Here is a 12,569-nt window from a genome sequence, read left to right on the forward strand (position 1 = left end):
ACCAGATATAAAAAAACGGGGCCACGATCGAAACCGCGGCCCAGTTTTTTTATATGGTCGGGGCGAGAGGATTTGAAGGAGCCTACGCCGAGCAACGTCCATGACTATCAGGATGGACCTTGATATATATCCGGCTTCGGCCCCCCAAGCCTCCAACCACCACTTTTCAGGTGGTCGGGAAGAGACCTGTTCGTCATCCGCAACCAGATATAAAAAAACGGGGCCACGATCGAAACCGCGGCCCAGTTTTTTTATATGGTCGGGGCGAGAGGATTTGAACCTCCGACCACCTGAACCCCATTCAGGTGCGCTACCAGACTGCGCTACGCCCCGTAATAAGACTGGGAAACTTACCAACCATGGGCCACTAAGTCAAGATTTCAAGCAACCCCATGGCTGATAAGTTTCAGGGTCCGCGATTCCACTCGAGACACGGGGCGCGGAGACGCGGAGTTCGTATTTTATTCCAGCATTTCCGGGATTGCTTCGGCGCACCTTCGGCCTCGCGATGACAACCGGCCGGCAAGAAAAAAGGGGCCATACGGACCCAAGAACGATTTGCTTGAAACTGAAAACCGTGAACTGTAAACCGTAAACTTAACTTGGAAGAGACGCGTCAGCGTCCTGTTCCAAGGTACCCTTTCACCGCATCGACGATGATCTTCAACCCCTGCTTCTTCTCGTAGAACTCGTCGAAGCCGGCCTTGCGGGCATCTTCCTGGCTGACGACCTTGCCTGACATGCCGATCACCCTCAGGTTGGCCAGCTTGTCATCCTGGCGCAGTTTCCTGACCATGGCGAACCCGTCGATACCGGGCATATAGATGTCGAGGACCAGGAGGTCCGGCTTGAGCCGCCCGATCTGCATGAGCGCCTCGAACCCGTTGTTGAATGTATAAACCTCGTAATCGACTGAAAGGGCGTCATCCATGGCCCTGCGGATGAGTTCGTCGTCGTCCACCACGTACACGAGCCCCATGGGGCCCTGGAGTTCCTCGGGCACTGACAGGCCGCGGTTCTTGATGAGACGAACAACCTCGCGCCTCGGAACGCGGTAGTGGCCCCCCACTGTCTGGAAAGCCACCACGTTCTTGCTCTTGATCCAGTTCTTGATGGTATTATGATGGACTCCCAGCAGCGCCCCGACATCGTTGGGGGTGTAGTTCTGCTTGACCTTGATTTTAGGATTCATGAGTTGTCACCTCACGGTTAAGTCTGACAATAGTCACAATATTCACAACGAATATACCAGATTTTACAGAGTTGTCAATTTAGGAATTACGGTTGTCAGGTTTGGAGGAATGAGGATTTAGGATTGAGGAAAGAGGTTTGCGAATTGAGAATTGGTGTGGATTTACATTGGACTTTGGATTCCAGGCGCTATCGCACCTGGAGTTACATGTTTTGGGTTGTGGATATTTCGTCGCTCAGGTTTCACGGTTCACGATTCACTTCTCTTCAGACGTTCCCCGTGATCATCCTCAAGGCCCGCTCGAGGTCGTCGATGGCCACCTGGATCTTCTTGCGGTCCACGCCGCCCCCCGTGAAGAGGTCCATCTGTCCACGCGCCTTTTCCTCGCTGCGCATCTCGCGCATACGCTTGCGGGCGCCTGATATGGTGTAATTCTCGTCGTAAAGAAGTGTCTTGATGAGCAGGATGGACTCGATGTCCTTTTTGCGGTAAACGCGCTGTGCTGCCCTGTTCTTGGGGGGATTGAGCATGGGAAATTCGCTTTCCCAGTACCGCAGCACGTGGGACTTTATGCCGGTGAGCCGGCTCACCTCACCGATCTTGAAAAAGAGCTTGTCGGGGATGTCGACAGTATTCGTCAAAGCGGTCCGTGGCCCCGGGGCGTCCGCGCTGGAACGGATGAGCATGCGGCGGATCAGCCCCCGTTAATGTGATCCTTGAGCTTCTGGCTCGGCTTGAAGGTAAGGACCCTTCTGGCCGTGATCTCCATCTCCTCACCGGTCTTGGGATTCCTTCCCTTCCTGACATCCTTTTGCCTGATGACGAAATTACCGAAACCGGAAAGCTTGACCTTTTCACCCTTCTCGAGATCCTCCTTGAGAATCTCGAGGATCATTTCCACCGCCTCTGATGACTCCTTCTTGGAGAACCCCGTCCTGTTGTGAACCACCTCAACGATATCGGCCTTGGTCATCTCGCACTCCTTCTCATCAGTGAACAAATCCCTTCAATTTCAAGAGTTTGTAGTTTAAGGGGTGAAGAGGTTTTTCGTCAAGGGGAAAAAGGATGAACACAGTCATCATTTTCAAGTCCAGAGTGCAAGGTGCGTGGTGCAGAAGAAATACATTTATTCAATATCAGGAAGAGGTCGCGGTCCTTACTCTGCACTCTACACACTGCACTTTACACTCCAGGCTTCGCTGAATAAACCGGTTCAGCGAAGCCTGGCCCCGAACTCCTTTTCCAGTGCCTTCACGATCACGTCGAGGTTGCCGTCCACTTCATCGTCCGTAAGGGTCCGTTCAGCGCTCTGGTAGGTAAGCGAGTAGGCCAGGCTTTTGTGGTCTTCCGGAATACCCTTTCCCTCATAAAGGTCAAAAAGATCGACCTTGCCGAGGTTTTTCCCTTCCTGAAGAATCCTGGACGATACCTTCATATGCTCCACATCCTTGGGCACCACGACCGCCAGGTCCCTGAGGACCCCCGGGTACTGGGGGATGGGAACATAAGTGCGCTTCGTATCCACCGCGACGAGGTGATGGAGGTCCAGTTCGAACACACCGGCCCACCCCTTGATCCGGTACCGCTCCTTGAGGCCGGGGTGGATGGTTCCGACCACTCCCAGGGAGGCCTCGCCTGCCATGACCCAGGCCCCTTGTCCCGGCTGCAGGTAAGGGATCTGGATCTCCGTGAACCGGGCATCCCTGATCCCGAGGGAGTCGAGAAGGGATTCGACAACGCCTTTCACATCGAAGAAGTCACCCTCTGTCCGCTCCCGGTACCAGCTTTTCCGGCTTCTGTCCCCGGTCATCACACCAGCGACCCTCAGCCTTTCCTCCGGCAGTTCGCAATCCGGACAAGGGAGAAAAACCCGGCCCGTTTCGTACAGTCTCACTTCCTCCACCCTGTGGCTGAGGTTGGTCTTAAGCGCTTTGAGGATCCCGGGCAGGATGCTCGGCCGCATGACAGTCATATCTTCCGAAATGGGGTTCATCAGGGCCACAGGATCGGGGCCGCCCCCGAGACCGAGTTCGTCGATCTCCTCGAGCGAGATGAAACTGTAGGTGATCGCCTCGGAAAAATCGAGACCCTCCAGGGAAACCCTCACACCGGCCTGCAGGGAATCCAAAGGATCGGTCTTGACGGGAACGGTACGTCCCACCGGCATTGTTACAGGTATGCGGTCGTAGCCGAAGAGGCGCGCCACTTCCTCGATGACATCCTCTTCCCTCGACACGTCCCTCCGAAAACCGGGTACGGTCACCGACCAGGTGCCGTCCTTCCCTTTTGCGGGCGCAAGTTCCAGCTTCTCAAGGGCAGAAACAGTCTCATCTTCCGGCACTTCGACGCCCAGGAAGGCGCTGACCCTTTTCATCCGGAAAGGAACCGATCGCTTTTCCTCCGGCCTTGGGTGAGCGTCCCAGGTCCCCTGGCAGACCTCCCCACCGGCCCACTGGTGGATCAGGTAAGCGAGACGGTCGACGGCCCTCACCGTCCCGGAGGGGTCTGACCCCCTCTCGAACCTGTAGGAGGCCTCGGTGGAAAGTCCCAACCGCCGGGCACTCCGGCGGATCATGGGCGGATCGAAGCAGGCGCTTTCCAGCAGAAGGTCCGTGGTGCTGCCCATGACCTCGGAGTTGAACCCGCCCATGATACCTGCCAGGGCGACAGGCCCCAATCCGTCGCAGATGAGGAGATCCGAACTGTCCAGTTCCCTCTTCTGCCCGTCGAGGGTCTCCAGGACCTCGCCCTGCAAAGCCCTCCTGACGGCGATCCTGTTCTCCGCCAGGCGGTTGTAATCGAAGGCGTGAAGCGGCTGTCCCAACTCCATCATGACGTAGTTAGTGGCATCCACCACGTTGGAGATGGACCGGACCCCGATGGACTCGAGCCTCTCCCGTATCACCTTCGGTGCCGCACCCATTGTAATGCCAAGCATCACCCTGCCGCTGTATCGAGGGCATCCTTCCGGGTCCTCGATGTCGATGGAGGTCAGAGCCTGTACGTCGGGCCCGGATTCGGTGACCCTGGTTTCCGGCAGGGTCAATTTCCTGCCGAAAATGGCTGCCGCCTCCCTGGCGACTCCCAGGTGACACAGCCAGTCGGGCCTGTTGGGGGTCACGCCGACCTCCAGCACTGTCTGCCCCGAAACCTCCTCGACTCCCTCGACCTCCAGTCCAGCCATGGTCAAGGCGTCGGCAAGCTCCTGCGGCGTTTCACGGATCTCGAAGTAATCGCTGAGCCAGTCGATATTGATCTTCATGGGCAAACCTCATGGTTTGAGTTTTCAGTTCACTGTTTACGGTTTATAGTCCAACACTATTTTCTGATGAACCTTAACACCACATTTACAGACAAACGGTAGTTAATATTTTAAATCACGTTATTTACGTGCGATTCTGTAAATAAACAGTTTAAAAAATTTGGATGTACTGTTCACCGTGAACTGTTCACCGTGAACTTGGATTTCCCAGCCAGTTCAAAACTGCTTCAGAAACCGGATGTCGTTCTCAAACAGCAGCCTGATGTCGTCGATGCCGAAGTGGAGCATGGCGACCCGCTCCATGCCGATCCCGAAGGCGAAACCGGAATATCTCTCCGAATCGTGCCCCACAAAGCGGAACACCTCCGGATCGATCATTCCGCTTCCCAGGATCTCGATCCACCCCGTACCGGAGCAGACGCGGCATCCTTTGCCACGGCACATCACGCAACCCATGTCCACCTCGGCGCTGGGCTCTGTGAAAGGGAAAAAGCTGGGCCTGAACCGAACGGGTACGTCCCCGAAGAACTGGTGGATGAACTCCGCCAGGACCCCCTTGAGGTCGCTGAAGGCGATCCCCTCATCCACCATGAACCCTTCCACCTGGTGGAACATGGGCGAGTGGCTCACGTCGTAGTCATGCCGGTATACCCTCCCTGGGGAAACGATGCGCAGCGGCGGTTTTTCCAGCTCCATGGTCCTGATCTGCACCGGAGAGGTGTGGGTTCTCAGGACCGTATCCTCGTCGATATAAAAGGTGTCCTGCATGTCCCTCGCAGGGTGATCCTTGGGCATGTTGAGGGCCTCGAAGTTGTAGTAATCCTTCTCCACCTCCGGCCCGGTGCGGACCGAAAACCCCAATCCGCGGAAAATATCCAGGACTTTTCCCATCACCTGCGTCACCGGGTGACGATGGCCCCTGGAATACCGGACACCGGGGAGGGAGATGTCGAGAAGCTGGCTTTGCACCGTTCGCTCCCGCTCCCGGATTTTAACGGCCTGCGTCCTGTCAGCCAGGAGATCCTCGATGACCTTTCTGGCCTGGTTGACCAACTGACCTGCCGCAGGACGCTGGTCCGGCGGCAGGGTGCCGAGGTTCTTGAGGAGGACAGTCAGCACACCCTTTTTCCCGAGAAACCGGACACGGGCTTCGTCGAGTTCCTTGACGGAATTGGCGCCTGCGAGGGCCTTTTTTGCTTCTTCGACAATCTGAACGACTTGCTGTTTCATCGGTATCACTCCGCATCTGGTTCTCTTCACGGTTCACGGTTCACGGTTCACGCTTCACCGTTCACGATTCACTGCTCTCGCTTCACTATTCACTACCTCCAAAAACAAAAATTCCGCCCCATGGGGACGGAATCATTTCCGCGTTACCACCCCGGTTCCCCCGCTTTGCAGGAGCACTCGGTGGGCGACAGTCAGAAACTTCGATAAGGCGGTCCCCGCACCCCGCGTGGAGTGCCCGGATCAAAATCAACGTATCTTGATCCGTGAGGAAAGCGGAAAGGACGCTTTCGCTTTCCGTGGAGCAAAAAATCCCGGCTGGATTATTTGCGACCCTGTCAGTAGTCTCTTTCGCCCGGCCCGGTTAACGGTGAGCCGCCGTCCTGCCCTACCCGCGACATGGCGCCGTTTCAGACAGGAAGCTCGGGAGTGAAAGGTCGTCTCCTGCCGCCGGGGAAGCTTTCAGCCTCTGGCTCCCCCTCTCTGGCACGGACTTCAGAAAGGACCACTCTCCTTCATCGCTTTTGCTATTTGGCTATTTTTTCCACATCATCCCCGTGACCGAGGACGAGCAGGATGTCTTTTCCGGAGATCACCGTCGTTGCGAGGGGCGAGATGTTCATCTCGTAGGTCACCCCGCTCCCCGCGTTTTCAGGGGCGGTCTTGATTGCCAGCACCGATACCCCGTATTTCCCCCGAACGGAAAGTTCGGCCAGGGTCTTTCCAACCCACGTTTCCGGCGCTACGATCTCGAACACCCCGTGGTCGGCACCGAACTCGACCTGCTCAAGGATGTTGGGTTTTGCGAGGTGGCGGCCCAGTTGCCGGCCGCTGTCCATCTCCGGGTAGACCACACTGTCCGCCCCGACCTTCTCCAGGAACCTGCCGTGCAGTTTCGTCACGGCCTTGGCCACGACGTACTTGACCCCGATTTCCTTCAGGACCATGGTCGCAAGCATGCTCGACTCAAGCATGGAGCCGATGGCCACAACAGCCTGGTCCATTTCGGCCACACCTACCGCCTTGAGGGCATCCGCTTCCCTGGCGTCGAGCTGAACAGCCTGGGTGACGAAGGTCTGGGCTTGCTTCACCTTAACCATGTCATTGTCGATGGCGAGGACCTGGCACCGGTTTTCAGAGAGGCTCTCGGCAACACTCATCCCGAACCGGCCCAACCCTATGACAGCGACCTGTTTCATCCCGGTATCAGGCGCTCTCCTGCAGGCTGACGGATGCGACCTTGACGAGCTCGGCAAAAGCCACGTCGTCGTAGATCGCGATGTCGGAAAGGACCTTACGGTCCAGGTCGACGCCGGCCCTGCTCAAACCGTTGATGAACTGGCTGTAGGACAGGCCGTGATTCCTCGCCGCGGCGTTGATCCGCACGATCCATAGACGGCGGAAATCACGCTTCCGGGTGCGCCGGTCCCGGTAGGCATAGCTGAGGGCCTTTTCCACCGACATCCGGGCCTGGCTGATGAGGTTTTTTCTGCCTCCGCGGTGGCCCTTCGCCATGGCAAGGGTACTATTTCTCTTTTTCCTGGCGTGAACCGCCCTTTTTACTCTGGGCATCCTGTTGCTCCTTTAGATATATAAAAATCTGCGGAAATCTCTTGTCAGATTTTCATATATAGGGGATCAGTTTTCTGATATTTTTCGCATCGACGCCGCTGACAAGGGTACCTTCCCGCAGCCGTCTCTTTCGTTTCTGGTTCTTGCTCGTGAGGATGTGGCTGTGGTACGCCCGGCGTCTCTTGAGCTTTCCGCTACCGGTCTTGCCGAAGCGCTTGGCCGCACCCCTGTTGGTCTTGATCTTGGGCATCTCGTTCTCCGTTCTCTGTTATCCCTGCTGCTGAGCGCTGCCAGTCAGCACCATGATCATGTTGCGCCCCTCCATCTTTGCGGGCGATTCCACCGAGGCGACGTCCTGGAGCAGCTCCATGAACTTGTTCAGTATCAGATAACCCCTGTCGGTGTGCACGATCTCCCGGCCCCTGAACCGGACAGTCACCTTTATCTTGTTCCCTTCGCTCAGGAACTTTCTCGCGTGTTTTGCCTTGGTCTCGAGATCGTGGCTGTCGGTCTTGGGGCGGACCTTGATCTCCTTGACCTGAATGATCTTCTGCTTTTTCTTGGAAACCTGGGCTTTCTTGCTCTGTTCGTACTTGAACTTTCCGTAATCCATGATCCGGCAAACCGGAGGATCGGATGTGGGCGCAACCTCAACCAGGTCGAGCCCGAGATCCTCAGCCGCCGCAATGGCGTTATGTTTCTCCATGATGCCCAACTGCTCACCATCGGCCCCGATAACCCTGAGCTGCCGGGCGGTGATCATCCGGTTGACAGCTACCTTCTTGTCAGCTCCTATTTCGATCCTCCTTGCGCTTGATGACGGGGGGGGCCATTTCGCTCCTCACCCCTTCAATAAACTTGTCAAGGGACAAAACTCCCCTGTCGCCGTCTTCCCGGTGGCGAACTGCAACCGCACCGGTATCGACTTCCTTATCCCCTATAACAAGCATGTACGGTACTTTTTCGAGTTGTGTTTCCCTGATCTTGTACCCGATCTTCTCATTTCGGAGGTCGAGTTCAACCCGGAAACCCTCTTCCCGCAACGTTTCCGCCACGGAACGAGCATAGTTAGCACTCCTGTCGGTTATTGTCAATAACTTGACCTGGACCGGTGCCAGCCAGGCAGGGAAAGCGCCCGCGTAGTGCTCGATAAGCACTCCCAGGAACCTGTCGATGGAGCCGAGGATGACCCGGTGAAGCATGATGGGCCTGTGACGCTCCCCATCGGCCCCCACGAACTCGAGTTCGAACCTTTCAGGAAGGGCGAAGTCGCATTGCACGGTGGCGCACTGCCACATGCGCCCGATGGCGTCCTTGAGGATGACGTCGATCTTGGGGCCGTAAAAGGCTCCGTCTCCCTCGTTGATCTTGTACCCGATCCCCTCATCGTCAAGGGCCTGCTTGAGGGCTCCGGTGGCGCGGTCCCAATCCTCCCCGGAACCGATGGACTTTTCAGGACGGGTCGATATCTCCATCTCGTACTCGAACCCGAACACCGCCATGACGTCCTTGATAAAGGTGATGACCCCCCGGATCTCCGAGTTGAGCTGGTCCGGCGTGCACAGGATGTGAGCGTCGTCCTGTGTGAACCCGCGCACGCGAAGAAGGCCGTGAAGGACGCCCGATTTTTCATGCCGATAGACTGTACCCAGCTCGAAATATCTCAGGGGAAGGTCCCTGTAACTGCGGATGGAGGACTTGTAGATGAGCATGTGGGCCACGCAGTTCATCGGTTTGATACCGTACTGGACCCCTTCCACCTCTGTGAAGTACATGTTCTCGCGATAGTTGTCCCAGTGACCGGATTTTTTCCACAGGTCGGCCTTGAGAAGCTGCGGGCCCATGACGATATGGTACCCCCTCTTCAGGTGCTCCCTCTTTTCGAAATCTTCCAGGATGGTGCGCAACAGGGCTCCCCGGGGATGCCAGATAACGAGTCCGGGTCCGGCCTCCTCCTCGATGCTGAAAAGGCCCAGTTCCCTTCCCAGCTTCCTGTGATCGCGCTTCCTGGCCTCCTCCAGGCGCTCAATGTACGCCTTGAGGTCCTTCCTGTCCGACCAGGAAGTCCCGTAGAGCCGCTGGAGCATCTTGTTATGCTCATTTCCGCGCCAATAGGCCCCGGCGGTATGGAGGAGCTTGAAAGCCTTGACGTACCCTGTGTCGGGAACATGTGGTCCGCGGCACATGTCAACGAAATCCCCCTGCCGGTAAATGGAGACGGTGTCGTCCGGAAGTTCGTTGATCATTTCGACCTTGTAGGTCTCGCCGAGCCCCCGGAAAAGCGCGATGGCCCTGTCCCTGGGCAGCACTTCCCGGGTAAAGGGGATCTTCTCGGAAACGATCTTTGCCATTTCCTCTTCGATCCGTCTCAGATCGTCGTCGTTGATGCTTTCGGACAGATCGATGTCATAGTAAAAGCCGTCCTCGATAGAGGGACCGATAGCCAGGGCCGCGTCGGGGTAAAGTTTTTTGACCGCCTGGGCCATGACGTGGGAAGAGCTGTGCCGGAAGACGTCGGCACCTTCCTCATCCCTGAAGGTCACGAACCGGACCTCGGAATCCTCGTCCACCGGGGTGTTCATGTCCACGAGAACCCCGTTGACCGAAGCGGCGACAGACTCACGGGCGAGCCGCGATCCGATGGACTGGGCGATCTGGGCGAGGGTCGTTCCTTTGTCGTAATCCCGGCTGGTCCCGTCTGGAAATGTGATCTTCAAGGGTGTTACCTCCGGTAGCAGTTTCCGGTTATCAGTTCACAGTTCACAGTATTTCAGATCGTCAAACGGTTTTGCGGTCTGACTGTAAACCGTATACCGTGAACTGTAAACAAAAAGGCATCCCAATCTCAAGTTATCGGGATGCCATGGTTTGAGGAGAGCGTGGTAGGCACGGGCGGGATTGAACCGCCGACCCCTGCCGCGTCAAGGCAGTGCTCTCCCACTGAGCTACGTGCCTACAGAACAGGGAATTTAACTAACAACTGGAGGGCAGATTGTCAAGCTGTTCGTCAGTTTAAGCAAGTGGTCAAACAGGTTACTTAAAGCTTGACTGTATTCAGTACTCAGTAGCCAGATTAAGCCTGGTTTTTCCATAGTTCTTCCCAGCAGGAATATGTGTGGCTTCGTTACTGAATTCTTACTACTGGATACTATCCACTCATTTCATTCTGACCATCGAGGTCAGAATGAAATGCCGTACATCAGTCCCAGCACGGCGGAGTTGAGGGGAACGAGGCCCGCAAGGGGGTCGAGGGGATCAAGGCCCGCCAGTTCCTCATCGAAAGCCCAGGAGTGCGTGAAAGTCAGCTTCAGAAGGAGATGGGGGGAAAGGTCATAAAGAGCGCTCGCTGAACTGTAGAGGTTGGAATCCACGGCGAACAGTACGCCGTCGGGACCATCCACCCGGCTCATTATGGTCGCTTCGAGCCCCCGTCCGGATTCTTCCCGCAAACCGATATCGAAACGTGCCCTGCTCATGGAATTATCGTCGAACCGTTCGATCCCGCCCTTGAGGCTGAATAGTTCGCCGAGGTCATACCGTATTTCCATCGAGTCCAATTGCCGGTCGGGAGCCGTCCCATCCAGAGGGTAAAGAGCCAGCAGGGGCTGCCCGTCGACCCCCCAGCGCTGGACAGGATAGATACCGTCGAACCAGGCCGGAACGTAGCCGCCGCGGCACTGGATCGATGCGACCTTCACCTGAAGCCGGTTGCGATAGTAGGACGAAAAGTCGACGGAAACCGAAAGGTCGCCGCCCACCCCCTCGGCCCCATCCCCCAGCTTCCCGACGTGCCCGCCCCCTGAGATATCCATGGAGCGCCCTTCCCGGAGCACCAGTTCCAGCCCTGCGGCACTTCCGGCAACAGGATCCGTGTCATCGGTTTTGGGTCGGCCGTTCTCGAAGGTCCCCGCAAAGGACAGGGGGGCTCCCGGATCCAGCGCTCCTTCAAGGTTCAGTAAAACCCTGTCGGACAGGCGATAGGAGATGGCGACGGCCTGGACGGTAGGATCGACGGGACGGTCCACACCAGCCTCGATCCGTGTGCGTTCCCCGGCCCACCGGAACCGGAACCCCGGAAGAGCGTAGTCGGTCTCCCCTGCCCCGGAAAGACCCCGGACCAGGTACCCCTGACCCGGTGTCCAGGAGTGGAGAAGTTCGAGGCCCGCCTCCCAGAGACCCGTCGGGGATCTGTACAGGAAGGTCTTGACAGGCCGCAGCGGATCACCTTCCCTGGACCAGATATCCCTGTCCAGTTCCCACTTCTCCGCATTCCACCTCAGCGGCATGTCGAGGGACAGTTCAACGGTCGGGGAACGGTACGACACCTCGGTCAGCAAAGAGGCGTAACGTGTATTTTCATTGGTATCCCGGTTGCGCTGCCAGGCCGTCCCTATCCCGCTTCTCACGGTGACCACATCGGCCCAGGCTGCCTGAACCGGCAGGCACAGCAGCAGGATGAGTGCCGCCAGGGATGGGAGGCGCACCGGGTTCATTTTTTGCACCCTCGCAAAATGTCTCCTGCAGGGTTCCTGGTAGCCATATTGCGAGTCCATCACTCCTCGAGGGACCTCAAGCCGTCGAGGATGTAGATCGCTCCCGAGGTGACTGTCAGGATCCCGGTGATCACAGCCATCGGACCAAGGGTCCGAACGAACCAGGGTGATGAAAGCTGCACGGCTGCTGAAAGAACGAGAAGGATGTACAGGAACTGGAAGAAGGTCGTTACCTTTCCCACCGGGTGAGGTCGGACGGTCAGGTCCCCTTTCATAAGGTAGATGGTCAGGCTTCCCAGAGCGATGATGATATCCCTGCTCAGGACAGTGATCGCCAGCGACAAGGGTATCATCTCCAGCACCGCCAGGGTCAGGTACGAGGTGGCGACAAGGATCTTGTCAGCCAGAGGATCCAGGAACGTTCCCAGCTTCGTCTGCATCTTCCAGGCTTTCGCGATAAAACCGTCGAGACCATCTGTGACGGCCGCGGTCACGTAGACCACAATGGCGAAAACGGTTTCGCCCTGGATCACCTTGTAGAGGAACAGGGGGACCAGGAGGATCCTGATGATGGTGAGCGCATTAGGAAGGTTCATCTACTGATAGCCTCGCCAAAGTCCGGGCGGGACTTTGGCTCTACGGAAAGGGAAAAGCGTCGTTTTCCCTTTCCTCACGGATAGATGACACAGCCCACAGTCATCCATCCGGGCGCCCACCACGGGCGCTGTGACGATCCGGGGGATCGTCTACTGATAGCCTCGCCAAAGTCCGGGCGGGACTTTGGCTCTACGGAAAGGGAAAAGCGTCGTTTTCCCTTTCCTCA

The 12,569-nt window shown here is 57.0% G+C and carries 11 protein-coding genes, 2 tRNA genes and 1 pseudogene; all 14 read right to left on the reverse strand.

All coding sequences use genetic code 11. The features are described 5' to 3' along the window. Positions 1 to 256 precede the first annotated feature (256 nt). The 14 genes and pseudogenes from P1S46_07805 to P1S46_07870 all read right to left on the reverse strand — a co-directional run bounded on the left by P1S46_07805 (position 257) and on the right by P1S46_07870 (position 12,342). Positions 257 to 333 (reverse strand) — tRNA-Pro (locus P1S46_07805). Positions 334 to 616: 283 nt separating this feature from the next. Continuing rightward, a complete protein-coding gene (locus P1S46_07810; GenBank protein MDF1536391.1) occupies positions 617 to 1,192 on the reverse strand; it encodes a response regulator in 576 nt (191 codons plus the stop codon). Positions 1,193 to 1,458: 266 nt separating this feature from the next. Continuing rightward, positions 1,459 to 1,833 carry a MerR family transcriptional regulator gene (locus P1S46_07815; GenBank protein MDF1536392.1) on the reverse strand — a complete coding sequence of 125 codons (375 nt, stop codon included), beginning with the start codon at positions 1,831 to 1,833 and terminating at the stop codon, positions 1,459 to 1,461. A 56-nt stretch (positions 1,834 to 1,889) separates the two neighbouring features. Continuing rightward, positions 1,890 to 2,165 (reverse strand): annotated as a pseudogene (locus tag P1S46_07820) (integration host factor subunit alpha). Positions 2,166 to 2,405: 240 nt separating this feature from the next. Then, a complete protein-coding gene (gene pheT / locus P1S46_07825; GenBank protein MDF1536393.1) occupies positions 2,406 to 4,454 on the reverse strand; it encodes a phenylalanine--tRNA ligase subunit beta in 2,049 nt (682 codons plus the stop codon). Positions 4,455 to 4,670: 216 nt separating this feature from the next. Continuing rightward, positions 4,671 to 5,684: a phenylalanine--tRNA ligase subunit alpha gene (pheS, locus tag P1S46_07830; GenBank protein MDF1536394.1), complete on the reverse strand. Its 1,014-nt coding sequence runs from the start codon at positions 5,682 to 5,684 to the stop codon at positions 4,671 to 4,673. A 524-nt stretch (positions 5,685 to 6,208) separates the two neighbouring features. Next, positions 6,209 to 6,880: a TrkA family potassium uptake protein gene (locus P1S46_07835; GenBank protein MDF1536395.1), complete on the reverse strand. Its 672-nt coding sequence runs from the start codon at positions 6,878 to 6,880 to the stop codon at positions 6,209 to 6,211. A gap of 7 nt (positions 6,881 to 6,887) precedes the next feature. Continuing rightward, on the reverse strand, positions 6,888 to 7,253 hold the full coding sequence (rplT, locus tag P1S46_07840; protein ID MDF1536396.1) for a 50S ribosomal protein L20: 366 nt from the start codon (positions 7,251 to 7,253) through the stop codon (positions 6,888 to 6,890). 52 nt (positions 7,254 to 7,305) lie between these two features. Further along, entirely contained in the window at positions 7,306 to 7,503 is a 198-nt protein-coding gene (gene rpmI / locus P1S46_07845) for a 50S ribosomal protein L35 (GenBank protein ID MDF1536397.1), read from the reverse strand. Between the two features lie 18 nt (positions 7,504 to 7,521). Further along, positions 7,522 to 8,055: a translation initiation factor IF-3 gene (infC, locus tag P1S46_07850; GenBank protein ID MDF1536398.1), complete on the reverse strand. Its 534-nt coding sequence runs from the start codon at positions 8,053 to 8,055 to the stop codon at positions 7,522 to 7,524. After that, the gene (thrS, locus tag P1S46_07855; GenBank protein MDF1536399.1) at positions 8,039 to 9,970 is read right to left on the reverse strand and encodes a threonine--tRNA ligase; all 1,932 of its coding nucleotides are present in this window, start codon (positions 9,968 to 9,970) and stop codon (positions 8,039 to 8,041) included. Before thrS ends, infC begins: the two co-directional genes overlap by 17 nt. Before the next feature lie 163 nt (positions 9,971 to 10,133). After that, a tRNA-Val gene (locus P1S46_07860) sits at positions 10,134 to 10,208 on the reverse strand. A 224-nt stretch (positions 10,209 to 10,432) separates the two neighbouring features. Next, positions 10,433 to 11,746 carry a hypothetical protein gene (locus P1S46_07865; GenBank protein ID MDF1536400.1) on the reverse strand — a complete coding sequence of 438 codons (1,314 nt, stop codon included), beginning with the start codon at positions 11,744 to 11,746 and terminating at the stop codon, positions 10,433 to 10,435. Positions 11,747 to 11,805: 59 nt separating this feature from the next. Next, positions 11,806 to 12,342, reverse strand: coding sequence for a CDP-alcohol phosphatidyltransferase family protein (locus tag P1S46_07870; GenBank protein MDF1536401.1), 537 nt, complete (start codon positions 12,340 to 12,342; stop codon positions 11,806 to 11,808). Positions 12,343 to 12,569 lie beyond the last annotated feature (227 nt).

Source organism: bacterium (assembly GCA_029210545.1).
Lineage (GTDB): Bacteria > BMS3Abin14 > BMS3Abin14 > BMS3Abin14 > BMS3Abin14 > JARGFV01.